This window comes from Gryllotalpicola ginsengisoli DSM 22003 (assembly GCF_000419445.1).
GTDB classification, from domain to species: Bacteria; Actinomycetota; Actinomycetes; order Actinomycetales; family Microbacteriaceae; genus Gryllotalpicola; species Gryllotalpicola ginsengisoli.
Genome location: NZ_AULK01000006.1, coordinates 1 through 24,173, shown reverse-complemented (window position 1 = coordinate 24,173; position 24,173 = coordinate 1). Strand labels below are relative to the sequence as shown.

Below are 24,173 nucleotides of genomic sequence, written 5' to 3'. Positions count from 1 at the left end.
TCCCGTTGGTCGACTCGCCCGCAGGGCGAATGGAGACCCGCGCTGCCCGCCGCCCGCGGCATCCGTCACCTTTCGCACGATCTGTCACTCCTGGGCGGCCGTCCCGGTGACACATCCTGCGTTCAGTGACGGATGCTTCGCCGCATCCGTCGCCCGCGTTCTACACATGTTCGAAACTCTGTGGAGAAGGCCTCGAAGCAGTGTTCTAATAGAGCCATGCGGTGGCAGAACCAGGAACTCGGGGTCGAGAGCGACGACGCGCTGCCGGGCCTCGCGAAGCTGAACAACCTCGTGCGCACGGTGCGCACGCCGGAGTTCCAGGGCGTGACGTTCCACGAGATCCTCGCCAAGTCGGCGCTGAACCAGGTGCCCGGCGGCTCGAAGGTGATGCCCTACGCCTGGACCATCAACCCCTACCGCGGCTGCCAGCACTCCTGCGTGTACTGCTTCGCCCGCCCCACGCACACCTACCTCGAGCTCAATGCCGGCAAGGACTTCGACAGTCAGATCGTGGTGAAGATCAACGTCGCCGAGGTGCTGCGCCGTGAGGTCGCCCGGCCGAAGTGGCAGCAGGAGCGGCCGGCCGTCGCGCTCGGCACCAACACCGACCCGTACCAGCGGGCCGAGGGGCGTTACAAGCTGATGCCCGGCATCATCGAGGCGCTCGCCGACAGCGGCACCCCGTTCTCGATCCTCACCAAAGGCACCCTGCTGCGCCGCGATCTGCCGCTGCTGAAGGCGGCGAGCGAGCGCGTGCCTGTCGACCTCGCGATGTCGATCGCGATCTACGACGACGAGTTGCAGCAATCCGTCGAGCCCGGCACGCCCCGCGCCAAGGAGCGGCTGGCCACGGTCACCGCCGTGCGCGAGGCGGGGCTCGACTGCAGCGTCTTCATGATGCCGATCCTGCCGTTCCTCACCGACTCCACCGAGCACCTCGACCACGCGCTGGCCCAGGTGAAGGCATCCGGAGCCACGAGCGTGCTGTACACGGCGCTGCACCTCAAGCCCGGGGTCAAGCAGTGGTTCACGTTCTGGCTCGAGCGCGAGCACCCCGAGCTGCTCGACCGCTACGCCGAGCTGTACAAGAACGGCGCCTACGCCCCCAAGGAGTACCGCCGCTGGCTCGCGGCCCGCATCAAACCGCTGATCCGCAAGCACGGGCTGACCCGCGGCCGCGAAGACCCGGTCACGGGCGGCGTCGAGCGCCGGCGCAGCATCCGATTCGTCGAGCAGGTCGAGCAGACGGATGCCGCGTCCCTACAGCCCCAGCCCACACTGTTCTAACGCTTCGAGACGCGCTGCGCGCTCCTCAGCGATCGGGGGGCCGGCGCTTCGAGACGCGCTGCGCGCTCCTCAGCGCACCGGCGCTTCGAGACGCGCTGCGCGCTCCTCAGCGATCGGGGGCCGGCGCTTCGAGACGCGCTGCGCGCTCCTCAGCGCACCGGCGCTTCGAGACGCGCTGCGCGCTGCCGGCAGTCTGCCCCCATGCCTCGTTGCTGCCGAAACAACACTCATGGTCGCTGTGCGCCTTCGCCACGTCGACGAGATCACATCAACGGATGCTTCGCGTCCCACTTACCCGCAACGCGTGTTGTTTCGGCGGCCGCGGCCCCACCGGAAGCCGCAACGAGTGTTGTTTCGCCGACGGGAGCGGTCCCCGGGTGCCCACAGCACGCAGCGCACCGGCGCTTCGAGACGCGCTGAGCGCTCCTCAGCGATCGGGGGTGACGCGCTGCGCGCTCCTCAGCGCACCGACGCTTCGAGACGCGCTGCGCGCTCCTCAGCGAGCGAGACGAGCGGCCCCATACGATTGACGAATGGCCAAACTGTACTTTCGCTACGGCGCGATGAACAGCGGCAAGAGCACGGCGCTGCTGCAGGCCGCCTTCAACTACGAGGAGCGCGGGCACGAGGTGCTGCTGGCCAAGCCCTCCCTCGACACGAAGGGCGACGACCTGATCGTCAGCCGCCTCGGCGTGAGCCGCCCGGTCGACTTCACCGTCGATGAGACCTCTGACATCTACCTCCGCTTCCAGCAGCACCGCAATCACACGCTCGGCATCCACGGCCGCGACGTCAGCGCGCTGCTCATCGACGAGGCGCAGTTCCTGACCGAGACGCAGGTGGACGACCTGCTGCGCATCGCCCTGCTCGAAGACGTGCCGGTGCTCGCCTACGGCATCCGCACCGACTTCCAGACGGTGGCGTTCCCGGGCAGCCGCCGCCTGCTCGAGATCGCCCACGCGATCGAAGAGCTCAAGACCATCTGCCGCTGCGGCCGCAAGGCGATCTTCAACGCGCGCCGCATCGACGGCGAGTTCGTCTTCGACGGCGACCAGGTCGCCATCGACGAGGGCGAGCTGACGGATGCCTCCTCCGCCGGCCCCTCCTCCGCGCCGGCCGCGGCCCGCGTCACGTACGAGGCGCTGTGCGGGCTGTGCTACCTGCAGGAGTCGCACGGGGTGCTCAACAACGGCCGACGGCACTGGCCGGCGGGCGGCGCTCCCGCCTACGCCGAGGCGCCCGACACCGACTTCATGTGAGCCGCGAGCAGTCCGGCGGTGACGCCCCGGCGCCACCCCGGCCGGACTCTCGCTGAGCCCCAGGCTCAAGATGCGCGCACCGTTCGCGCATCCGTTCTGCACGGTCTGCGCAGCGCCCTGCGCAACGTTCCCCCAGTTCGGGGCGACGCGCGGAAAAACCGGCGTTCCGCGGTAGACCGATCGGTAAATGGTGGCTTTGAATGGGGTGTCCGTGTCAACCCGAGACACGCGCCTACCCGAAGGCATACCCGAGAAGGAAGTCATCGCGCCATGTCCCCCCTGCCTCACGTCGAGATCCACGCCGGCGCCGACGGCGCCCCGATCCACATCGCCTGCATGTGCCCGATCGGCCACAACCACGACTACGGAGAATGGGTCGAGCGAGTCGGCGGCGAACGCTACAACGGCGTCGTGAGCGACGAGGACGTCGACGTCAGCTGACCGGCGACGCGGTCGGCTGGCCTTGAGCAGCCTGACCAGAGCAGCCGGAGCCGAGCAGAACCGCCGACGCGATCCGCGCACCCCGGGCTAGTGTCGAAGCGATGGCACTGAAACTCGGATACAAGGCGTCGGCCGAGCAGTTCGGGGCGCGCGAGCTCGTCGAGCTCACCGTCGCGGCGGAGCAGCACGGCATGGAGAGCGCGTTCATCTCCGACCACTTCCAGCCGTGGCGGCACGAGGGCGGGCATGCGCCGTTCGCGCTGACCTGGTTGGCGGCGGCGGGGGAGCGGACCCACGACATCGTGCTCGGCACGAGCGTGATGACCCCGCACTACCGCTACAACCCGGCGGTGATCGCGCAGGCGTTCGGCTCGCTCGGCGTGCTCTACCCGGGCCGCGTCGTGCTCGGTGTCGGCACCGGCGAGGCGCTCAACGAGGTGGCGACCGGCTGGCAGGGCGCGGGCGAGCAGGGCTGGCCCGACTTCAAGGAGCGCTTCGCCCGGCTGCGCGAGGCCGTGCGACTGATCCGGGCGCTGTGGAACGGCGAGCGGGTCAGCTTCGAGGGCGAGTACTACTCGACGCACGACGCGTCGATCTACGACAAGCCCGAGCATCCGGTGCCCGTCTACATCGCCGCCGGCGGCCCGACCGTGGCCAAGTACGCGGGCCGCGCGGGCGACGGCTTCATCTGCACCTCGGGCAAGGGCATGCAGCTCTACACGGACGAGCTGCTGCCGGCCGTGGCCGAGGGCGCCAAAGCGGCCGGCAAGTCGACGGATGCGCTCGATCACATGATCGAGATCAAGTTGAGCTACGACCGCGACCCGGAGAAGGCGCTCGAGAACACCCGCTTCTGGGCGCCGCTGTCGCTCAGCAAGGAGCAGAAGCACGACCTGAACGATCCGATGGAGATGGAGAAGGCCGCCGACGCCCTGCCCATCGAGCAGGTCGCCAAGCGTTGGATCGTCGGCTCCGACCCCGAGCAGACCGTCGCCGAGATCAAGCAGTACGTCGACGCCGGCTTCAACCACCTCGTCTTCCACGCCCCGGGCCACGACCAGCGCCGCTTCCTCGAGCAGTTCGAACAGGACCTCGCCCCGCTCCTGCGGGAGCTGTAGCCCGCTCTCGGCCGCGCTCTTCATCGCCGAGACCACATCAACGGATGCTTCGCGCGCCGGTTACCCGCGACGAGTGTGGTTTCGGTCGCCCGCCGCCCACAACTGGTGTCGTGTCAACCGCGAACCTCCGTCCTAGGCTGCAGTGACGATGGAGCCTGATTGCCGGGGATAGCCGAGCGAGTCACCGGCCTTCAGAGCGTGCTCGGCATCGATGGAGACCGCCAGGCGTTGGAGGCGCGACGCTGGACGGAAGCCGCGGCCGAGGTGAAGGACAAGGCGCTTGAGGCGGGCGCAGACGGCGTAGAAGCGGCAAAGCGGGTGGGCAACGAAGCTGTCGGGGTCGCGTTGCGCGTGGGCAATGACACGGCCGGCCGAGCGCGGTCGGCGGCCAGCAGGCTTTCGACCGGCATCGCCGAACGCGCGCTGCGGCGCCGCGACGGCGATCAAGACGACGACTAGCGTGCCGTCATCGCCGAAACCACACTCGTTGCTGCTCCGCCCCAGCCCCGTTTCGCCGAGACCACATCAACGGATGCTTCACACGCCGGTTACCCGCAACGAATGTGGTTTCGATCACGCCTCGCCAACAACGAATGTCGTGTCGCGATGACTAAGGGTTCGGGAGGAGATCCGGCCACGCCCGCGCATACCACGCGAGCCGATCTCGATCAACGGGTATCCCCGGCCGAGTTCGTCGGACTACGGTCGACAACGAGGAGAGAGAGCAAAGCTGCACTCGAGCCCGAGGGAGACGGCAGGAGTCAGGAAACCTGGCCCCGTGACCATCGTGGGGATGTCGCGTCGAGGTCGCTCCCGCCAGTGCGGCTACTGTGCCCTCATGCGCCCTGCGTATTCCGATTCGGGGGAATACGCAGGGCGCAGTCTCGTCTGATGAAGTTGCCGTGCAAGCCCTGAGCGCGCGGCCTTTCCGCTTGAGGCCCGGCACCCCTCCGCTCACACTAGTGGATCGCCATGCCCGAACTCCCCGAACCACCCGAGATCCCCACCCCCGAACCCGAGCCCGAGCCCGCGCCCGAATCCGCCCCGCCCGCGCGCTACGCCCTGCGCCACTTCGGGCGTGAAGACGCGCGCCCGAAGGTCACCGAGTACTACACGCCGCAGGGGTGGCAGCCCATCTGGGACAAGTCGCTGAGGCTCAGCCCCGAGTCGGCCCAGCTGATCCGCGACCGCGGCATCGTGATGGTGCGCGTGCGGCACCGCTTCAAGACCACCGAGGTGCCGCTCGTCCGCTACCTCGAGGGCTGACCGCCGCCGCCCCGCCCGCCCGCGCTGGTTGAGTAGGCCGCGAAGCGGCCGTATCGAAACCCGCCCGCGCGCACCCCCGCCCTACTCGCCTTGCTGCTCGGATTCCCCGGGCAGCGCCTTCTCGATCGCGTCGGCCAGCGCCGCGTGCCCGTCGTCGTCGGGCATCACGCCGTCGGAGGCGACGAGCTCGGGGTGGTCGCGCAGCGGCTCCCCGATGTCGAGGTAGGTGGCCCCGTTGCGCTCCGCCGCATCCTTCACGTCCTGCTGGATGTATCCGAGCGGCTGCACGGCGTGGTCGTCGTCCCACACGGGCGACACCACGTAGATCTGCGCGTCGGGCAGCGCCGAGTGCAGGCTGCTGAACACGGCATCCGCCCCGGCCGAGACGTCCGCGGCGTCGCTCATGTCGTAGCGCCCGGCCGAGACCACGACGATGTCGGGCGCATCGGCCACGACCGTCGGCACGAGGCCGCTGAGGTTCTCGCCGCAGTCGCCGGCGGTGGCGTAGCCGGCGCCGGGGCAGGCGACCACCTGCGCCTGCCACCCCTCGTGCGCGGCGACGAGGGCGGGGAACGCGTCGGCCGGGTCGGATGCTCCGTCGCCGGCGACGTACGAGTCGCCGAGGAACACCGCGACCGGCGCGCCGGGGGTGGGGCTCGGCGTTGCGCTGTCGGAGGCAGGCGCTCCGGTCGGCAAGGTCGGGGGAGTGTAGGTCGAGGCGGCCCGGGCCGCGGCATCCGATGAATTCTTCGTCAGCGCCAGCGCGCACATGGCGAGCGACGCGGCGGTCAGCACGCCGACGGCCGCGTACGTCAGCGCGCGGCCGAGGCGCGCCTGGCGGAGGCTGTCGAAGCGTGGCACGCTCTCGACCCTACGGACGTCTCGCGGCGACCCGACCCGCGTTCTGCCCCCAATTCGGGGTGACGGGCCGGCTGACACGCGGGGCGACGGGGCGCAAGACCCGCAGCCCTCACACCCCCCACGGCCAGCTGATCAGCGCGGCCAATCCGTTGAACACGGCGTGCGCGATGATCGCCGCCCCCAGCCGCCCCGTGCGCAGCGTGACGTACCCGGCGCCGATCGCGTAAACGAGCAGGGTGATCAGCAGCGTCGAGCTCCAGCCGTTCGCGATGGTGTGCACGAGCGTGAACGCGACGGATGCCACGGCGATCGCCGCCCACCCCGGCAGGTAGCGCAGCAGGGAGGTCTGCAGCAGTCCGCGGAAGAACGGCTCCTCGATGAGCGGGGCGAGGATCACCGGCGCGAGCGCTGTGGTGAAGACGAAGACGAAGTCGATGTGGCCGAAGATCACGCTGCCCGAGGCGAGCCGCCCGGTCGACGAGTAGGTGATGAGGATGCCGACCGCCCGCGTGACGATGCCGACGGCGATCCCGAGCGCGACATCCGGCCACCGGAAGCGGAACCGCGCCGCCCAGAACCGCCAGTTGACGAGCAACGCGACGACCAGCGGACCCCAGGTCAGCGCGTACGACAGGGTGACCTGCAGCGCGTACGGCAGCCCCACGTGGTTGCCTTGATACCCGAGCGCGAGCCCCACCGCGACGATGAGCGCGCCGACCGACCACCACAGGGCGGGCCGGGCCCGCGAAGCATCCGTCATGGGTACCAACGTAGAGGGCCGTTAGCGGGCGACTGAGTTGCGCCGCTGAAGGAGCTACAACTCCATCTGGTCCGCGAAGAGGCTGAGGTTGAACTGCCCACGGTTGCGCGCGTCGGCGTCCAAGCTCGCCCAGCCCGGATGCGTGGCGTCCTTCAACAGCGCGTGGAGCGCCCGAACGCGGCGCTTGTCGTTCTTGCTGATCGTGTCGAATGAGATCTCAGATACGTCGGCGATGCTCGCGAGAAGCGTCGCAGCGTCACTGAGATGCCGGTCGTGGTCGCGCGAGTCGACGAGGTATGCCGCGCCCTTGGCGACCACTGCTCCGAGCTCGTCCGGTACAGCCAGCTCAATGACGGTGCCGCTGTCGAAGGTGACGCGATAGACGTCGCGCCGACGGATTGCCTGCTCACCGGCCTCTCCACGCAGCACGGGCCGCCTGCTGAGTCGGGCCGCTCTCGCGGCGGCATCCGGCATGTGGTCGGGAACCATGATGTCGACCTTGCGCCCATCGGCGTGGATGAACCGATACGCATAGGTGCCGTCCGCATCGAGGCGGAAACCCAGCTTGCCGAGCGCGCCGTAGACGGCATGCAGGCTCGACCGATTGCTGAGGAAGTCGACGAGGAAGTCGGCGTCGCTGGTGGAGCGTGGCGCGATGATGCCTCCGCGCGCGGCGTGCACATGCACCATCAGGCCGCCGACGAGCACGAGATTCGCTGCAACACCCGCTTCGGCAAGCTCGATAATCGTCTGCCACGCGGGCAGCTGATCGTCGTCACGCATGTTTATCGCGCGTGTCGCGCCAGCCATTGCCTCTGCATCTCTTCCAGCGCCGCGAGCCCGGCGCTTCGTTCCCGGGTGTCGACGCTCACGGCCAAGTCGGCGGCGACGACGCCGGCGGGCATCGTCTCACTCGCGTACTCAATCGGAAGCGTGTTCTCGAACAGCACATCCTGCCCGGCTTGGTCTTCGACCATGAAGTGCTTCCGCGCGAAGGTGGATATCTCCGCGCCACGGGGCACGTAGCCCACAACTCGCCTGCGGTCCTCGACCAGTTCGGTCGCAAGCGCCCCCGACAGGCTGCCCACGGCGAGCCGCCCGGTAGCGATGACGTCGGGGAGAACCCGCTCGACGTTCGCGCTGCGATATCGGTGCGCCTTCGTCCTGCTCGCAACCGCGCGCGAAAGCGCGTCAACCGTCAGATGCGCGAGACGGTTACGCACCCGCGCGTAGGTGCGAGTCGGCAACCAAGTGGCACGCAGGCCGGAGAGCTCCCACAGAATCGCCCAGGACGTGGCCGCGTCCAGCGCTCGCCCCGCGTGACCACGGTGCTTGTTCTCATATCGCAGCACCGAATCGGAGTCGATGAGCCACACGTCGTTCGCCAGCTTGCGCGCGTGCACTTCGCCGACGTTAGCGAGGTCGACGACGCGGCGGTTCGTGACCCCGAGCCGTCGCGCGACTTCTGTGGTCGTCATCTCTGTCATGCCACAATCCTTCCGAAATCGGAAATATTGTGGCACAAAAGTACCCTGCACTCACCCTGTCGCGGAAGAAGGGCGAGCGAGACGGTGGGAGCCGGGCTCCCGCCGTCGCCCCCAGACCGCGTGACAAAGACGCGGCCGACAGCAACGCAGAGCCAGAGCGCGCGCACCCGTGTGGCACCATAAGGGCAAGCGCGCACGCAGGGGTCGGGGCGTCGAGAAAGCAGAACGTGGAACTTCGCGACTACATCAGGGTTCTCCGCAAGGGGTGGCTCTTCATCGTGGTGCTCGCCCTCGTCGGCGTGGGCGCTGCGGCCGCGTACTCGTTCCTCAAGACCCCGACGTACACCGCTGAGGCGAAGGTCTTCGTCAACACGCAGACCGGCGACAACGCGAGCGACCTGGTGCAGGGCCAGGACTACTCGCAGGAGCGCATCACCTCGTACGCCGGCCTGGTCACCACGCCGGCCGTGCTCGACCCGGTGATCACGGGCCTGCACCTCAACGGGGTGTCGGCCGATGACCTCGCCAAGCAGATCACCGCCACCGCCCCCCTCAACACGACCCTGCTGCAGATCGATGCCAACGCGAGCGACCCCAAGGAAGCCGCCGACCTCGCGAACGCGACCGCCGAGAGCCTCACCACCGTCGTGAAAGACCTCGAGACGACGGATGCCGACAACAACGTGTCGCCCGTCAAGCTCAGCCGCGTGCAAGACGCCCAGGTGCCCGAGAGCCCGAGCAGCCCCAACGTGCCGCTGAACCTCGCGCTCGGCCTGCTGGTCGGCCTGGCGCTCGGCGTCGCGATCGCCGTGCTGCGCGAGACCCTCGACACGCGCATCCGGACCGAGCACGACGTCGAGCTGATCACGGATGCTCCGATCGTCGGCGGCATCACGTTCGACCCGAAGGCCAGCGTGCGCCCGCTGATCGTCGCCGACGACCCGTTCTCGAACCGTTCCGAGGCGTTCCGCACCCTGCGCACCAACCTGCAGTTCCTGAACCTCAGCGACGACGCCGAGCTGGTCGACACGGTGGGCGAGGAGATGAGCGCGCGGCACGGCCGCAGCTTCGTGATCACGAGCTCGCTGCAGTCGGAGGGCAAGAGCACCACGAGCGCCAACCTGGGCCTGGCCTTGGCCGGCACCTCGAGCAACATCCTCATCGTCGACGCCGACCTGCGCCGCCCTAAGCTCGCGAGCTACATGGGCCTCGAGGGCGCCGTCGGCCTCACCGACGTGCTGCTCGGCCGCGTCGAGCTCTCCGACGTGGTGCAGCGATGGGGCAAGACCAACCTCTACGTGCTGCCCGCCGGCCGCGTTCCCCCCAACCCGAGCGAGCTGCTCGGCAGCAAGCGCATGTCGAAGCTGGTCGAGATGCTCGAGACCCAGTTCGACTACGTGCTCTACGACGCCCCGCCGCTGCTTCCCGTCACCGACGCGGCGATCCTCAGCCGGTCGACCACCGGCTCGCTCGTGATCGTCGCGGCGGGCAAGACGCACAAGAACCAGTTGAAGGCCGCCATCAACTCGATCGAGCAGGTCGGCAGCCACGTCAGCGGGGTGGTGATGACCATGCTGCCCACCAAGGGCCCCGACGCCTACTCCTACGGCCGATACGGCTACGGCTACTACGGCGAAGAGCAGAACGAGCACCGCCCCAAGCGCGCCAAGGTCAAGTCGAGCCGCAGCTCCCGTCGGGCCGCCAGCAACGCATGACCATGACCGAGCCATTCCGCATCCTCGCGGTGTGCTCGGGCAACGTGTGCCGGTCGCCGCTGGTGGAGCTGCTCTTGACCCGCGGGCTGGCCGCGCGCCCCGACTTCGCGGTGGCGAGCGCCGGCACGATCGCGCGCCCCGGTCAGCGCATGACCGACGAGATGGTCGCGGTCGCGTCCCGCTACGGCATCGATGAGACGGATGCGCGCGCGCACGGCGCCTCGCGGCTGAGCGAGCCGGCCGTCATCGGCGCCGACCTGATCCTCGCCCTCACGCGAGAGCACCGGTCGGCCGCGGTCGAGCTCGACCCGCGCGCGATCCGGCGTGCGTTCACGCTGACGGAGTTCGCGCGGCTCTGCGAGGCGATCCCGACGGACGAGAGTCGGGCGCTCACGCCATCCGAACTCGTCGCCCGAGCCGCCGAATCGCGCGGCACCCTCGCCCCCGCGGATCCGCAGCTCGACGACGTGGAAGACCCGATCGGCCTGCCCCAAGACGTTTACGACCGGGTCGGCGAGCAGATCGCCGGCGCCGTCGAGATCATCGTCGACGCGCTCGGCAACACTGCCGTGCACGTTCCTGAAGCCGCCCCGGAAATCGAGAACCACGATGGTCCAAAGCTCTCATTCTCGTTCCGGCGGTGACGCGGACGACGAGTCCCCAATTCGGGTCAAGATCGTCATTCTTGCCCCGGCGTCTAGATTCCGAAACTACGCTGGCCATCAGGAGCGCGTGCACATCCGCCTCCAACCCGAATCGGACCCCACCGGAACGAGCCATGGCTGAGAACACCGCCATCGGCGTCAAACACATTGCGCCGACACGCAACGAGGCGGACTGGCGAAAGGCCTACGCCTTTCGCCTGATGATCACCGACGCCCTGGCGATCGTGTGGGTAGTTTTCGGTACCCAACTCGTGTGGCTTGGGTTCGACCGCGCCGCGAGTACTTCCAGTCATACGGTGGGGGAGGTGTTCGGTCTCGACGCCATCAACTACACGGTCATTTCCGCGAGTATCTGCATCCTGTGGCTGGCCGCGCTCAGCTTCTACGGAACGCGAGCAGATCGAGTGATCGGCGTGGGGGCCCAGGAATACCGACTCGTCTTCAGCGCGAGCTGGCATGTTTTCGGCCTCATCGCCATCGTCGCGTTCCTGTTCAAGCTCGACCTGGCTCGCGGCTACATCCTGCTCGCCCTGCCGCTCGGCGTGCTCGTGCTCTTCGCCTCGCGATGGATGTGGCGGCAGTGGCTCGCCGTGCAGCGGATGTCGGGAAAATACGCGTCGCGGTGTCTGCTCGTCGGCTCAGAGTCGTCCGTATCGCGCATCGCCGCCGCCCTGCGCAACCATCCCGACGCGGGATACGTCTTCGTGGGAGCGATCGTTCCTGGCCGGTCGGGAACGCTGACTTTGGCCGACGGCGCGTCGCTGCAACTCGTCGGAAGCCTCGACGACGTTGCCAGTGCGATGGACGAAAGCGGTGCCGACACCGTTGTGATCACGGGTTCGCCTGAACTCACTCCCGAACGAGTGCGTCGAATCAGTTGGACGCTCGAAGAGGGCCGCCGCCACCTCGTCGTCGACCCGGGTCTGACCGATATCGGCGGTCCCCGCATCCACACGCGCCCCGTCGCGGGGCTTCCCCTGATGCATGTCGAGACCCCGCGCTACGAGGGGCCGGAGCGGGTGACAAAGCGCGTGTTCGATGTCGTCGGTTCGGCGCTACTGATCATCCTGCTGTCTCCGCTCTTCGCGGCGGTCGCAATCGCCATCAAGACCACGAGCCCCGGCCCAGTCTTCTATCGGCAGGAGCGGGTTGGGCGCGATGGCCGACCGATCCACATGCTCAAATTCCGCTCGATGGTCGTCGACGCAGATGCACAGTTGCCGGAACTGCTCAAGGCAGAGGGCGCGGGAGACAAGCCATTGTTCAAGGTGAGGAACGACCCGCGCATCACGCCGATCGGGCGATTCATCCGCAAATACTCGATAGATGAGCTCCCGCAACTGTTTAACGTCATCCGGGGCGATATGAGCTTGGTCGGCCCCCGCCCGCAGAGGCAGGGCGAGGTCGAGCTGTACGACGACGCAGCATGGCGCCGACTCAACGTGTTGCCGGGAATGACCGGTTTGTGGCAGGTGAGCGGCCGTTCGAACCTGAGCTGGGAGGAGGCCATCCGTCTCGATCTCTACTACGTTGAGAATTGGTCACTTGTCGGGGACCTCGTCATCTTGTGGAGAACAGCGCGGGCCGTGCTCATGCCCGGAGACGGCGCAATCTGATGGCGGGCGTCATCGTTCACGAATGGCTGGCGCGCCATGGCGGTTCCGAAAACGTCGTCGAGTCGATGCTGCGAGCATTCCCGGACGCCTCGCTCGTGTCGCTCTGGAATGATTCCGGCGAGCGGTTCGGTTCGCGCGACTTGCGCGAGTCCTGGTTGGCGCGCACACCCATGCGAAAGAGCAAGGCCCTGGCATTACCCTTCATGCCGCTCACTTGGTCATCAATGCGATTTGGCGATGCGGACTTCGTTCTCATTAGTTCACACGCCTTTGCCCACCATGCCGACTGGAAGAACCACTCGGGCATTCCGCGCTTCGTGTATGTCCACACCCCTGCCCGGTATGTCTGGACACCGGACCTGGACGACCGTGGGAGCGGTCTGACCGCCCGCGCGCTCGCGCCGCTGCTGAAGACGGTAGATCGCCGCGCGGCTCGTCAGGATGCAAGGTACGCGGCGAACAGCGAGTTCGTACGTGAGCGAATTCGTTCGGCGTGGGACCGAGACGCTGAGGTGATCTATCCGCCGGTGCGAGTAGGGGAGTTGCAGGCAACAGGTCGGTGGGCCGATCGTCTGTCCGACGCAGAGCAGGACCAATTCTCCGAGCTACCCGGCTCATTTGTTCTCGGGGCATCTCGCTTCGTTCCGTACAAGCGACTTGACGCCGTAATCGAGGCAGGGGAGGCCGCGGGTCTTCCAGTGGTTCTCGCCGGCGATGGGCCCCAGCGAGCCGAACTGGAGGCACGCGCTCGCGAAGCTTCGGTGCCGGTGTTCTTCGTTATCCGTCCGAGTGACAGCATGCTTTTCGCCCTCTATCAAGAGGCGACCGTCTACATGTTTCTGGCAGTGGAGGACTTCGGCATAATGCCCGTCGAAGCGATGGCTCTAGGCACACCAGTGGTGGTTCAGCGACAAGGCGGCGCGAAGGAGAGCGTGTTCGCGCTCGGCGGCGGAGTAGTGGTCGAGCACCTCGGCGCTTCAGAGCTGAGCGCGGGAATCGAAGCCGCGCTTTCGGTGAACATGGATTTTGTTCCGAATCGAGCAGCAGACATCTTCGACGAAGCAACCTTCAGATCGCGGGTCGCTAGCTGGGTATCAGTCGGGTCGGCAGGTCGTGAGAGCCCAAATGTTGTTCGTTGACACGCGATGGCGTGGTGGCGTCGGCGGAATCCAACGATATGCCGATGAAGTGATTCCACGACTGAAGCCAGGTTGGGAGCCACTCGCACGTGATGGCTCTCCGGTTTCCCCTATGGATGTTGTCTTGCGAGAGCGCCGCAGACTCTCGAGTAAAGACGTGGTCTATTCGCCCGGCTATAACGCTGGACTGAGCCGAGCTCGGCAAATCGTTACCATTCACGACCTGATTCACCTTCAGCACCCGACGGGTTCGGGTGCGGCAAAGCGCGCCTACTACGACCGGGTGGCTCGACCAGCCATTCGGAGAGCGGCGGTTGTCATGACGGTGTCTGAAACCTCCCGGGACGCGATCGTTGAATGGCTCGCTGATCCGGCCGTCGCCGTGGAGAACGTAGGGAACGGTTGCTCCGAGGTGTTCTCGCCCGACGGTCCGTCCTCCCCGGCAGTGCGCGATCACTTTCTATATGTCGGAGCGATCAAGGCGCACAAGAACTTCGACGTTCTGCTTCGGGCGCTTTCGCTTCGACCCGCGTACCGACTCGCAGTCGTCTCAAGCGACAGTGACGAAGCGAAGCGACGCGTCGCAGAAGCCGGACTGGATGGTCGCGTCCGAGTGACTTCCAGGGTGTCGGATCCGGAACTGGCGTCTATTTACCGAGGCTCCATAGCGGTGCTCTTCCCATCATTGCTCGAGGGCTTTGGCCTCCCGGCCGTTGAGGCGATGCGCTGTGGCAAACGCGTCGCGTATTGGCATGGGTGTGCATCGCTTGCTGAAATCGTCGCAGATGAAGGTCCAGCGGTGGGTGATGCGCAGTCGCCGGAAGAATGGGCAAACGCCATGGACCGCCTACTAGATCCTGCCGACGTGAACCGTCTTCTTTCGTGCGCCAGCGAGTACAGCTGGCCCAGGGTCGCGGCCAATGTCCGCCGAGTATTGGCAGGAGTCTCTTGAAGATCTTGATGCTGAGTCACACAGCTGACTTCGGCTCGTTCAAAGTCGGCAGCCACCACCTGGCACGAGAGTTCGCTCTAGCCGGCCATGAGGTTATTCACTTTTCGACCCCGCTTTCCTGGCCGCAACTCAAACTTGGCCGTGCGCCGCAAAACCGATTATGGCTCGCCAAATCTGGACCCGTGCGCGACAAGCGCGGCGTTCTGCACGTCGTTGCAGTCGTGCCATTTCCGCTTCGCATTGCAGCGCAGGCGGACCGCGTGCGCGCCGCCATTGACTCCGTGGGTGGGGCCGCGGCAGACCTCGTGCTGCTAGACGAACCGTTGCTTGCGCCCGCTGTCTCCTCCTCGTCGCCGGGGAGGCTTGTGTATCGGCCGACCGATGTGTACAAGTCCGGTGTCCGAAAGGCGCGACAGGGGAAGTTGCTCAAGAACGTGGACGGGGTTGTCGCAACTTCGGAGTACGTGTTGCGCGCTCTTCAACTGCCGAAGGGCATCCCGAGCGCCATCGTGGAGAACGGCGTCGAGCTCTCCGCTTTTGATCTGGATATTTACCGACATCCCAGAGACGGAGCGATATATGTCGGCGCATTGGATGAGAGGTTTGACTGGGCCGCTGTCCAACTGATGGCTGAGTCTCGGCCGGGCGTACAGATCGATCTCTATGGGCCGATTGACCGTGCCCCTCGTCTTCCCGCTAACGTGCGCATACAAGGAGCGCTTCCATACGCAGAAGTGCCGCGCGTGCTCGCGCGGGCAAAAGTGGGTCTCTTGCCATTCACTCGCGACGCTGTAAATTTGGGCCGTAGCCCGATGAAGTTTTATGAGTACTTGGCGTCTGGACTCAGTGTCGTCGGGACCTCGACTCCCGTGCTAGAGCGTCGTTCGGCCCCCGGGGTCCATCTATATGCAGACCACTCGCAAATGCTATCGGCATTCGACCGGGCGCTCGCTTCACCAATACCCAACGTGGCTGGGCGAACCGCGGCAGAGGCCGAAGGATGGCATAGGAAAGCCGAACTCCTCATGGCTCACGTCTCTGACTTTGCATCACACGGAACCGGGAGCGGCTAGACCATGCAGGTTCCAATCTCAGCGGCAGTCGGGCCAAACCGAAGAAGTCATGATGCCGGGGAGGGGGATGCAAGATTGCGACTGGAAGGGCCAGCGGTAGTCAACGGAGGAATTAAGCGGACCGCGACTTTTGTGCCGGCTGGCGAGGTCCGAACACTAGCGCCGGAGAAAGCGCGGTTGGGCGGCCTCCGATCAGGCCGGCGGCCCGGCCTTGAATTTCATGGCTCAACGGCCAAGGGCTGCCGATCGGTCGTCCTTTCTGTACCCCCGAGGATGTTGGACGCCAAGTCACGCGCCGGAGGCGGCATCGTCAACCTTGTACTCCCGAACCCAGAGGTCACGCCTTGACAGTTGAGGATAGAAGTGGGCGCCATGACACGGCTTCTCAGGCCCCAGCGAGAGTTGGCCCTGGAGCGCGTATCGTTTCCTTGTTGAGGCATCCCGCAACTTATCTAGTTGGGCCCGTCATCCTAAGTTTCTCTGTGTGGGCGGTTCCTGGAACATCTGAGGATCTACGGGGTTTCGCGCAGCGGGCACATGGGGACATAACCGCCTGGACTTTGATTGTGGTGTTTTACGCTCTTGCGACCTCGCTGGTGTCTTTCGGTTACAGTATCGGCCGGTTACGCAACCCAGAACCGGAGAGTCTCGCATTGACCCGAGAGCCTCGCTTCGGCGCGGCATTTGCGGCAACGCTGACGCTGCTCTCGGTCATCGGAATCGGCGCGGTTCTGGTGATTATCGGGCGCGATCCTAGCGTTCTCTCGCAGCTTCAGACCGGGCATGGCAACGATGTCCGAAGTAGCGTCATCGGGGAAGGTACAGCGGGAATACTTAGCCTCAAGTACACGCCGGGAATATCGGCCCCTGTCTCGATCTGGCGCTGGCTACGACGCGAGGGCTCGTTCCGCGCAGTGCTATTGAACGGCGCGCTTGCGGCAGTCAGTGCGTTGATTTCGGGTCGAATTATCGTGCTTATGGTGGTGGTAGCCACAATATTTATGTTGGCTCACGCCCCCGCTTCGCGTCGGATTCGTCGGCTGTGGTTGGTCGTCGCCGCCGCAGGCGCGTTTGCGGTGCTTACCGTTACCAACTACTCGCGTAATGCGCTCTGGTACGGCGATCGAGGCGTAACCAATCCATTGCAAATGAACTTTTATCAGATTGCTGCGTATCTCGGGGCACCGGCGCAAGCGACTGTCGGGGTGGCCCAGGGCATCTCGAGTCGAACACTCTTGGTCCCTACTGACCCCATCTTGGGGCTAGAACGGGTGCTCCCAACCATGTTGATCCCAGACAGCGCACTGCCTGCACCTGTATATCGCATCCACGTTGACGTAGCGAGCAACTTGACGACGAATTCAGCCTTCGCCGATGTTTTCGGCAGTGTCGGCTGGTGGGGGCTGGTGTTCGTTCTCCTGATCCTATTCTTTGCGGGCCTTGTGTGTGGCGTGTTCAGCCGCTACCAGTCGGTCGTAGCTTCGGGTGGAGCGGTAGTCGTGTATGCAATCGCAGAAACGTGGCGAATCGAGCTCTTTCGTCAGGGGATCTTTTGGTTCCTTTTGCTGTCCGTTCTCTGCGCGTGGTTCGTGTCGAGTTTATGGGCGCGATCAAGGAGCGAGGGATTGGCGGAACCAAAGCGGGTCAGGAGTCGCCGAAGTGTCACAACCCTGCCAACGGATCAAACCCGCTAACGGGGCCTACACACCTATCGATCTCACAGCGGCGACTAAGTCGACTTCGCCGACGACCTTGCTCGGCATTTGTCTTGTATTTGCGGCTCAGAACGGCACGTGCCCGCGCTAAGTAATGAGTGCCGAGAGCGAAGTCAGCGATTGAATTTTCAACGGCGTGAAGTGCCCCAAGCCAAGGCAGATCGGCATGCGTTCTCGAAATTACCCGCTTGCGCGTCTACAGTAAAGCGGTGAAGGGCGCGCTCACGAGCCAATTGGCCGAGAGAATCACGCATTACAGGGTCTCGTAACGCATTGAGAGCCGCGGCCAACTCATCTACGTCTCCAGGTGCAACTAGATAGCCGCTCTCTCCTAGCGCCCACTCGAGCGGCGGGATTCGGCTAGCAACGACCGCGCGGCCCAACATCATGGCGTCGATCAGTTTGACTGGCAACTGACCTGCCGAATACGGCAGAGGTAAGCTGGGGATCGGTACGATATCGCTTCTGCCGGCTAACGCAACTCCCTCCTCGAGGCTGGTAGGTCCTATCCAGCGCTCTCCCTGTGCCGCGTCCGGGGGCGCAGCGTCAGTGACAATCAGAGTGGTTCTGTCGGTCAGGTCGAGCATTGCGAAGGCTTTGCGGAGTACGTCTATCCCTTTATGGGGATTTATTGTTCCAACGAACGCGATCACAGGCGCCGTCCTTGTGTGTGGGGAGCCAGCGCCTGGATCATGTCGGACGTGCGGGATAACTCGGGCGCCATAAGGTGCCGCAAGATAAGGGTTACTCGCAATCACGGGGAGCCGGCGGGCGGCATTACGAATAGTCCGAAGCTCGTGCAACAGCCTTGGCTTTAGCACCTCTTTACCGATGCGACGTGGGGTCCAGCGCCACCCGAGGGCCGCTTCCAAGTCGGGATCGTCGATGTCGAGAAGGAGCGGCGTGCCAGTTGAGCCAACCGCGCGGAGGGCTAGACCCGTCGACTCTGGTACCGGCTTCACGGACACAATTAGGTCCGAGGCGTCCGCGACTCGGTGCATGTCGTGGGCGTCGATGACAGAGCACTCTTCGGCGAATGCCGACCCCGCCAGCGGCTTCCAGATCGGGCGACGATCCGTAGAGACGATGCTCGTTGACCACCCGAGCGACTTCGCGAGCAGCCAAAGGCAGTATGTGCGGCCGAGCGAATTTGAGGCGAAGTGCGGGGTCAGGAGGGTGATTCTCATTCGTCAATATCCTGCTCGGGTGGGCGAACCCAGTGAATGCAGTTCGACTTAGCTGGCGGCACAATTCCCTCAACGATGGGTAGTTACTCGCCAGTCAGCGCGGACGGCACGATCTCTTGCGGTTTCCCAGACCGACCTCGCGCAATTCGGGCTAGTGACAGCAACTGCATCATAAGCACCGTCGCCTCCGCCACAATCTCGCCGAGCATGCCACCCAGAACACCAAGCAGGCGCGCACCGATTGCGATCGCAGGCAAGCCGATGATCGCGCCGGCAATGGCGCTACTTCTGAGGGTGCCAACACTCCTGTAAGCCACTAGGCCAAGACCGCCCGTAGCACGAGAGGTGCACGTAATGGCAACGACGGTGCCTGACGCGATCAACACAATCATTGAAACATGGATTGCATCGGCAAATAGAATGCGTATTACGAGCGGACCCATCAAGATGAGGACTGTTCCCGCAACGAGCCCAAATGCCGCGTTTCCGAGAACGCCTACCAATACGCGATGGCGACGCCTGTCAGGAGGCGCGCCGCCGACCCACGACTGCATGGCGTTAGGGAAGGCCTGTAGAAAGGTGAGATATAGCCTTTCAACGCGTTCGGCGGCGGAGAACTCTACGACGGCCGACGGCATGGCGGCTCCAACGAGTGTGATTGGAAGCGCAATGTAAATTGCGCTCGCCACGCGGGCCTGTAGCGCTGTTGCCTGTGCGAATAGAACTCTTGCTAATCGCCTTGCAGTCATCCGCCGAAGATAAGTCAGACTGCCGCCCACGGCGCTCCACGCCAACCATATCGGCACTACCGCCGCGAGTAGCAGCCCGAGTGAGTATGTGATTAGGGGGAGGTGGAAAAGCCCAATGCACGCTGCCGCCGCCAGTGTGAAACAGAGGGTTGGAATGGTGTCGAGCAGCAAAATCAAGCGGGGCTGTCCTGAGCCGACGAAGTACCAAATAGGCCCCATCGGCCCCAGGGCGGTTGCAATCGCGATCAGGTACCCGTTGGCGCCAATTCCATGTACAAGCGCATTTACCGCCACACACAGTGGCACCGAGATGACTGCCGCCGTGATGCCCATTGTCGAAAGGGCCAAGCAGTAAATTCGCGCCCGCGCGTCGCTTGTTCGTGCCCGCGCGACTCTCTGGGGCCCGTTGAGTCCCCAGCCGAGTTCGACGACGACTCCGGCTGCACTGCCTAGTGACTGGCTTACCGCAACTGACGCCCAAGCTGTCGGGCCGAGGATGCCGGTGATAGCTGGTAAAACGAGGATCGGACTCAACACCGTGAGGGCAGGGATCGCGAAGAACCCCACGAGGCGCACCAGGATCCGGCGGGCGCCAGAGATCATGTCAAGTTCCTAACCTCTTGGTTTGCGGGCTCTTGTCTTCGAGCGAGGGGCGCGGACGATCGCGGACAACGGTACAGGACGTAACCGAAAGGGCTAGGCCGCCCTTCCGGGCTCACGTCTCGATTGAGGCAGGAGCCACCGGCCGTTCGCCTTCTCGCGCTGAGCTCATCGCGAATGTTCGCTCTGATTAGATGGGCCACATGTCGACCGACCTCGCAGCCGACGCGCCCCGCCGTTCCCGACGGCCCAAGCGGCGCAGCAGAGTCGGCTGGATCATCGGCGGCGTGGTGCTGCTGGTGCTCGTCGCCGCCGCGGTCTGGGTGGGCGTGCGCGGGGCGCTCGCCGCCAATGAGCTGAAGCAGGCGCTGCCGGTCGCGAACCGCATCCAGGACGCGCTGCTGAAGGGTGACGACTCCGCCGCGCAGCAGCAGGCGAGCGCGCTGGCGAAGCACGCCGACCGCGCGCACAGCCTGACCTCCGACCCGGTGTGGTGGCTTGCCGAGCGCATCCCTGGCCTCGGCCCCAACCTCTCCGCCGTCGGAGACGTCAGCGCCAGCGCCGCCCGGATCGCCGACGACGCACTGCCTCCACTCGTGAAGGCCGCGCACGCCCTCACCCCCGACTCGTTCAAGCCCGTGAACGGCGCTCTGCCGCTCGCGCCTCTCGTGAAAGCGCGCCCCTCCGTGGTGGCCGCCGATCGCGCGGTCACCGCTGCTGCGGCATCCGTTGAAAAAATCGACACCTCGCAGCTCGTCGGCCCGCTCGCCTCTCCCATCGCCGACTACCGCAGCAAGCTGACCCAGATCGCCGGCTTCACCGACGCGGCCGACCGGGCGACCGCGCTGCTGCCGAGCATGCTCGGGCACAGCGGCACCCGCACTTACCTGCTGCTGTTCCTCAACAACGCAGAGCTGCGCGCCACCGGCGGCATCCCCGGCTCCGTCGCGCACGTGACGGTGAGCGACGGCAAGATCACCCTCGACAACCAGGTCGCCGGCAGCAGCTTCGGCGAGCTGGCGAAGCCTGCCGCCACCCTCGACAAGGCGACGCAGCAGCTCTACGGCAAGATCACCGGCACCTACATGCAAGACGTCACGCTGACGCCGCACTTCGACCAGTCGGCGAAGCTCGCCGTGGCGATGTGGAAGCAGCGCTTCGGGCAGAGCGTCGACGGCGTGATCTCGCTCGACCCCGTCGCGCTCAGCTACCTGCTCAAGGCCACCGGGCCGGTGACGGTCGCGGCCGGCACGCCGGCGCAGACGCAGCTGACCGCCGACAACACGGTGAAGACGCTGCTCAGCGACGTCTACGCGAAGTACCCCGACCCGACTCAGCAGGATTTGTTCTTCCAGGCCGCCTCGGCAGCCGTGTTCGCCAAGCTCACCGCCGGGTCGTACGACCCCACGACGATGCTCGAGCAGTTCGTGCGCATCGGCTCGGAGCGGCGGCTCAACGTGTGGAGCTCGCACGCCTCCGAGGAGAAGTCGCTCGCCGAGACCACGCTCGCAGGCGGGCTGCCCGCGCAGACCGACTCGGTGAAGAGCTTCGGCGTCTACCTCGCCGACGGCACCGGCTCGAAGATGGACTACTACCTCACCAGCAAGGTCGAGGTCGGCGTCTCGCCCGCCTGCACGCGCACCGGCCCCGTCTACGTGCTGACCGTCACCATCACCAACACCGCGCCAACGGATGCCGCCACTTCGCTTCCCGAGTACGTGACCGGCGGCGGAGCCTACGGCGTGCCCCCGGGCACCGCGCGCACCATCGCCACCGTGTACGCCCCGCCCGGCTTCACCGTCGCCGCCGTGCACAAGGACGGCAAGAACAGCGGGGTCAAGAGCGTCGTCGACGACGGATACACCGCCGCACAGTGGGGCGTCGACCTGAAGCCCGGGAAGAGTTCGACGATGAAGCTCGCCTTCACCTCCGACTCCAAGGCGAGGGCCGCGATGCAGGCCGTGATCACCCCGCAGGTGCACACGCCCAAAACGGGGACCCTGACGGTCAGCTGCAACGATGCCTTACAGTAAGGTGACCAGATCGATCGGATCGGTCGGGTGGGCCGGATGGCCCGAATGGGCCGCAGGGCCCGAATCGGTGCGGGGGATCGCGTGAACACTTCTCGGTTGCGCACGGCTGGGTTGCTTGGGCCTGGGGTGCGTGCATCCGTATTGCCTGCGTCTGTCTTGCGCCTTTCTGTGCTGCGCAAGTCTGTGCTGCGCAAGGCGGCCGTCGCCTTCCTGCTCGCGGCCGGCCTGCTCGTCGCAGCCCCCGCGGCTGCGAACGCCGCCACGACGTATCCGCCCGCGACCACCGGCACCTTCGCCTTCACAGCCTCGCCCGGGTCGAACGACTTCACCGTCACCGGGCTCGACCCGAACGAAGAGGCCAGCGGCATCATCTCCGGCACCGGCTCGCTGCCCACGGTCGGCGCCTTCGCCGCCGCGGCCACCACGCTCGACCTCGGTCAGACCTCGTCGTCGGGCACCCTGCACTTCACGCTCGTGTTCCCATCGGATGCCTCGGGCGTGTACAACCTCTCGATCAGCACTCCCGGCGGCGCCAGCGCCTCGGGCTACATCACCATCGCCGGAACGGCCCTCGCGAGCACCGGCTCGACCATCCAATGGTGGATCGTCTGGGTCGCCGGAATCATCGTCGTACTCGGTATCGCGGCCGTCGTGACGAGTACCGTGCGCCGGCGCCGCACCCGCTGACCAGGCCTTTCTCCGCGCCGCCCGTTGTACCCCGAATGCGGGGCAGTATTTCCGGGTATGCAGGGGCGTTTACTGGCTCTTCGGACTTCGGGTGGGGGCTGGGGGTTGTGCCGGGCCGTGGCGTAGTGGTGTGAGGCGGGTCGAGGGCCCGAGGATCGGTAGCGACCAAGCAACCCTTCCCCGGGAGTCCTCGACCCGTGCCCGATGCTACGGGGTGCGCCGCCGCGTGCCCATCTTCTGTTGTCTACTGTGATCGTTGTGATGTGCTCGTCGGTCTCGGCGGGCTTCACGTCATCGCTGCGCAGCGCCGCGGCGATGGGGTGCTCGTCATCGATGTCGAGTCACCGCCGGGGTCGGTGGGGTGCCCGCGATGCGGGCAGGTCGCCGAGTCCAGGGGCCGTAAGACGCTCGTGTTGATCGACGCGCCGATGGGCGCAGGGCCGGTGCGGGTGCGATGGCGCAAGCGCCGGTGGCGTTGCGTCGATGATGCGTGCGCACAGAAGTCGTTCACCGAGCAGGACACTGCCGTTGCTGCTTCGCGGGCGCAGCTCACGGCCCGGGCCCTCTCGTGGGCGGTCGCTCAGATGCGGCGGGAGAACGCCTCGGTGCAAGGCATCGCCCGGCAGCTCGGGGTGTCCTGGAAAACGGTGTGGCGGCACGTCAAGCCGGTGCTGGAGCGCCGCGCAGCGGACGAGTCCCGCTTCACTGGTGTCACCACCCTTGGCGTCGATGAGCACCTCTGGCACCACGTCTCGACCAAGCCGGTCGAAGACGGCGGGCGGGGTCCGAAGGAACTGACCGGGATGGTCGATCTGACCCGTGACGCCAGCGGACGCGTCCGCGCCAGGCTGCTGGACCTCGTGCCCGGTCGTTCCGCGAAGGCCTACGCCGACTGGCTGCAGGAACGCGGCGAGCAGTTCCGCGACCAGGTGCAGATCGCGACGCTGGACCCGTTCGCCGGATACAAGAAGGCCCTCGATGATGAGCTCGACGACGCGGTCGCCGTGCTCGACGCTTTCCATGTCGTCAAGCTCGGCACCCAGGCCGTGGATGAGGTCCGTCGCCGCGTCCAGCAGGACACCCTCGGCCACCGTGGCCGCAGGGGCGACCCGCTCTACGGGATCCGCAACACCCTCCGCGCCGGACGCGAGAACCTCACCGACCGACAGACTCAGCGCCTCGCCGACGCGTTCGCCGGGCGGGAGGAGCACGTCGAGGTCGAGGTCGCCTACGAATGCGCCCAGAAGCTCCGCGACGCTTACCGCCGCGCTGACCTCGCCGAGGGCAAGAAGATCGCCGAGCAGGTGCTCGACTCGTTCCCGTCCTGCCCGATCCCCGAGATCGCCCGCCTCGGCAAGACCCTCACCCGCTGGCGGGACGCGTTCCTGGCCTACTGGACCACAGGTCGCTCATCCAACGGCGGCACCGAGGCCGTGAACGGACTCATCGAACTCGCCCGCCGCGTCGCCCGCGGCTTCCGCAACTACGACAACTACCGACTCAGAATGCTCCTCATCGCCGGCGGCCTCGACCCCACCACCCCCACCTGAAGTCCGAAGAGCC

Annotated in this window: 22 protein-coding genes; 16 read left to right on the top strand and 6 right to left on the bottom strand. The window is 65.9% G+C overall.

Features of this window, described 5'->3' with window-relative positions; genetic code table 11:
- The first annotated feature begins 216 nt into the window (after positions 1-216).
- The 6 genes from H563_RS0111360 (at position 217) to H563_RS18220 (ending at position 5,371) form a co-directional block, all read left to right on the top strand.
- On the top strand, positions 217-1,287 hold the full coding sequence (locus H563_RS0111360) for an Rv2578c family radical SAM protein (protein WP_022882728.1): 1,071 nt from the start codon (positions 217-219) through the stop codon (positions 1,285-1,287).
- Between the two features lie 533 nt (positions 1,288-1,820).
- Positions 1,821-2,546, top strand: a complete 726-nt coding sequence (locus H563_RS0111355; protein WP_022882727.1) for a thymidine kinase — start codon at positions 1,821-1,823, stop codon at positions 2,544-2,546.
- A gap of 270 nt (positions 2,547-2,816) precedes the next feature.
- On the top strand, positions 2,817-2,987 hold the full coding sequence (locus tag H563_RS17975) for a hypothetical protein (protein WP_022882726.1): 171 nt from the start codon (positions 2,817-2,819) through the stop codon (positions 2,985-2,987).
- Between the two features lie 101 nt (positions 2,988-3,088).
- On the top strand, positions 3,089-4,105 hold the full coding sequence (gene fgd / locus H563_RS0111345) for a glucose-6-phosphate dehydrogenase (coenzyme-F420) (protein WP_022882725.1): 1,017 nt from the start codon (positions 3,089-3,091) through the stop codon (positions 4,103-4,105).
- A gap of 198 nt (positions 4,106-4,303) precedes the next feature.
- Positions 4,304-4,564, top strand: a complete 261-nt coding sequence (locus H563_RS0111340; protein WP_211212388.1) for a hypothetical protein — start codon at positions 4,304-4,306, stop codon at positions 4,562-4,564.
- Positions 4,565-5,077: 513 nt separating this feature from the next.
- On the top strand, positions 5,078-5,371 hold the full coding sequence (locus H563_RS18220) for a hypothetical protein (protein ID WP_022882723.1): 294 nt from the start codon (positions 5,078-5,080) through the stop codon (positions 5,369-5,371).
- Between the two features lie 81 nt (positions 5,372-5,452).
- Here the strand turns inward: H563_RS18220 and H563_RS0111330 are convergent, their stop codons facing one another.
- The 4 genes from H563_RS0111330 to H563_RS0111315 form a co-directional block, all read right to left on the bottom strand.
- Positions 5,453-6,232, bottom strand: coding sequence for an SGNH/GDSL hydrolase family protein (locus H563_RS0111330; RefSeq protein ID WP_022882722.1), 780 nt, complete (start codon positions 6,230-6,232; stop codon positions 5,453-5,455).
- A gap of 109 nt (positions 6,233-6,341) precedes the next feature.
- A complete protein-coding gene (locus tag H563_RS0111325; protein WP_022882721.1) occupies positions 6,342-6,992 on the bottom strand; it encodes a CPBP family intramembrane glutamic endopeptidase in 651 nt (216 codons plus the stop codon).
- Between the two features lie 54 nt (positions 6,993-7,046).
- Positions 7,047-7,775, bottom strand: a complete 729-nt coding sequence (locus H563_RS0111320; protein ID WP_022882720.1) for a hypothetical protein — start codon at positions 7,773-7,775, stop codon at positions 7,047-7,049.
- A gap of 2 nt (positions 7,776-7,777) precedes the next feature.
- Complete coding sequence (locus H563_RS0111315) at positions 7,778-8,479, bottom strand: MerR family transcriptional regulator (RefSeq protein WP_022882719.1); 702 nt, start codon at positions 8,477-8,479, stop codon at positions 7,778-7,780.
- Between the two features lie 227 nt (positions 8,480-8,706).
- Between H563_RS0111315 and H563_RS16340 the strand changes: the two genes are divergently transcribed.
- The 7 genes from H563_RS16340 to H563_RS17960 all read left to right on the top strand — a co-directional run bounded on the left by H563_RS16340 (position 8,707) and on the right by H563_RS17960 (position 17,333).
- Complete coding sequence (locus H563_RS16340) at positions 8,707-10,194, top strand: polysaccharide biosynthesis tyrosine autokinase (protein WP_022882718.1); 1,488 nt, start codon at positions 8,707-8,709, stop codon at positions 10,192-10,194.
- A 2-nt stretch (positions 10,195-10,196) separates the two neighbouring features.
- A complete protein-coding gene (locus tag H563_RS16335; RefSeq protein ID WP_051142738.1) occupies positions 10,197-10,838 on the top strand; it encodes an arsenate reductase/protein-tyrosine-phosphatase family protein in 642 nt (213 codons plus the stop codon).
- 134 nt (positions 10,839-10,972) lie between these two features.
- The gene (locus tag H563_RS0111300) at positions 10,973-12,475 is read left to right on the top strand and encodes a sugar transferase (RefSeq protein ID WP_022882716.1); all 1,503 of its coding nucleotides are present in this window, start codon (positions 10,973-10,975) and stop codon (positions 12,473-12,475) included.
- Positions 12,475-13,614 carry a glycosyltransferase gene (locus tag H563_RS16330; RefSeq protein ID WP_033210627.1) on the top strand — a complete coding sequence of 380 codons (1,140 nt, stop codon included), beginning with the start codon at positions 12,475-12,477 and terminating at the stop codon, positions 13,612-13,614. The genes H563_RS0111300 and H563_RS16330 overlap by 1 nt, the downstream gene beginning before the upstream one ends.
- Before the next feature lie 157 nt (positions 13,615-13,771).
- Positions 13,772-14,566 carry a glycosyltransferase family 4 protein gene (locus H563_RS17715; RefSeq protein WP_162138947.1) on the top strand — a complete coding sequence of 265 codons (795 nt, stop codon included), beginning with the start codon at positions 13,772-13,774 and terminating at the stop codon, positions 14,564-14,566.
- Complete coding sequence (locus H563_RS17965) at positions 14,563-15,639, top strand: glycosyltransferase family protein (RefSeq protein ID WP_162138946.1); 1,077 nt, start codon at positions 14,563-14,565, stop codon at positions 15,637-15,639. The genes H563_RS17715 and H563_RS17965 overlap by 4 nt, the downstream gene beginning before the upstream one ends.
- Positions 15,640-16,292: 653 nt before the next feature.
- Positions 16,293-17,333 carry a hypothetical protein gene (locus tag H563_RS17960; RefSeq protein ID WP_155865198.1) on the top strand — a complete coding sequence of 347 codons (1,041 nt, stop codon included), beginning with the start codon at positions 16,293-16,295 and terminating at the stop codon, positions 17,331-17,333.
- A 149-nt stretch (positions 17,334-17,482) separates the two neighbouring features.
- Here H563_RS17960 and H563_RS18450 read toward each other — a convergent pair whose 3' ends face one another.
- Both H563_RS18450 and H563_RS17955 read right to left on the bottom strand, forming a co-directional pair.
- A complete protein-coding gene (locus H563_RS18450; RefSeq protein WP_407635321.1) occupies positions 17,483-18,355 on the bottom strand; it encodes a glycosyltransferase family 4 protein in 873 nt (290 codons plus the stop codon).
- A 269-nt stretch (positions 18,356-18,624) separates the two neighbouring features.
- Positions 18,625-19,893, bottom strand: a complete 1,269-nt coding sequence (locus tag H563_RS17955; protein WP_155865196.1) for a hypothetical protein — start codon at positions 19,891-19,893, stop codon at positions 18,625-18,627.
- A 200-nt stretch (positions 19,894-20,093) separates the two neighbouring features.
- On the opposite strand from H563_RS17955, the gene H563_RS0111290 reads away from it, so the two are divergent.
- The 3 genes from H563_RS0111290 to H563_RS17085 all read left to right on the top strand — a co-directional run bounded on the left by H563_RS0111290 (position 20,094) and on the right by H563_RS17085 (position 24,160).
- Positions 20,094-21,923: a DUF4012 domain-containing protein gene (locus H563_RS0111290; RefSeq protein ID WP_027479371.1), complete on the top strand. Its 1,830-nt coding sequence runs from the start codon at positions 20,094-20,096 to the stop codon at positions 21,921-21,923.
- 168 nt (positions 21,924-22,091) lie between these two features.
- A complete protein-coding gene (locus H563_RS0111285) occupies positions 22,092-22,610 on the top strand; it encodes a hypothetical protein (protein WP_022882713.1) in 519 nt (172 codons plus the stop codon).
- A gap of 197 nt (positions 22,611-22,807) precedes the next feature.
- Complete coding sequence (locus H563_RS17085; RefSeq protein ID WP_027479097.1) at positions 22,808-24,160, top strand: ISL3 family transposase; 1,353 nt, start codon at positions 22,808-22,810, stop codon at positions 24,158-24,160.
- The last annotated feature ends 13 nt before the right edge of the window (positions 24,161-24,173 follow it).

What these genes read in the sequence shown, in the direction of transcription:
- H563_RS0111315 (WP_022882719.1), bottom strand. Translation starts at nt 8,479, where the DNA reads ATGACAGAGATGACGACCACAGAAGTCGCGCGACGGCTCGGGGTCACG.
- fgd (WP_022882725.1), top strand. Translation starts at nt 3,089, where the DNA reads ATGGCACTGAAACTCGGATACAAGGCGTCGGCCGAGCAGTTCGGGGCG.
- H563_RS18220 (WP_022882723.1), top strand. Translation starts at nt 5,078, where the DNA reads ATGCCCGAACTCCCCGAACCACCCGAGATCCCCACCCCCGAACCCGAG.
- H563_RS16330 (WP_033210627.1), top strand. Translation starts at nt 12,475, where the DNA reads ATGGCGGGCGTCATCGTTCACGAATGGCTGGCGCGCCATGGCGGTTCC.
- H563_RS0111325 (WP_022882721.1), bottom strand. Translation starts at nt 6,992, where the DNA reads ATGACGGATGCTTCGCGGGCCCGGCCCGCCCTGTGGTGGTCGGTCGGC.
- H563_RS0111360 (WP_022882728.1), top strand. Translation starts at nt 217, where the DNA reads ATGCGGTGGCAGAACCAGGAACTCGGGGTCGAGAGCGACGACGCGCTG.
- H563_RS0111290 (WP_027479371.1), top strand. Translation starts at nt 20,094, where the DNA reads ATGTCGACCGACCTCGCAGCCGACGCGCCCCGCCGTTCCCGACGGCCC.
- H563_RS0111320 (WP_022882720.1), bottom strand. Translation starts at nt 7,775, where the DNA reads ATGCGTGACGACGATCAGCTGCCCGCGTGGCAGACGATTATCGAGCTT.
- H563_RS16335 (WP_051142738.1), top strand. Translation starts at nt 10,197, where the DNA reads ATGACCGAGCCATTCCGCATCCTCGCGGTGTGCTCGGGCAACGTGTGC.
- H563_RS17975 (WP_022882726.1), top strand. Translation starts at nt 2,817, where the DNA reads ATGTCCCCCCTGCCTCACGTCGAGATCCACGCCGGCGCCGACGGCGCC.
- H563_RS17955 (WP_155865196.1), bottom strand. Translation starts at nt 19,893, where the DNA reads ATGATCTCTGGCGCCCGCCGGATCCTGGTGCGCCTCGTGGGGTTCTTC.
- H563_RS0111355 (WP_022882727.1), top strand. Translation starts at nt 1,821, where the DNA reads ATGGCCAAACTGTACTTTCGCTACGGCGCGATGAACAGCGGCAAGAGC.
- H563_RS18450 (WP_407635321.1), bottom strand. Translation starts at nt 18,355, where the DNA reads ATGCACCGAGTCGCGGACGCCTCGGACCTAATTGTGTCCGTGAAGCCG.
- H563_RS0111300 (WP_022882716.1), top strand. Translation starts at nt 10,973, where the DNA reads ATGGCTGAGAACACCGCCATCGGCGTCAAACACATTGCGCCGACACGC.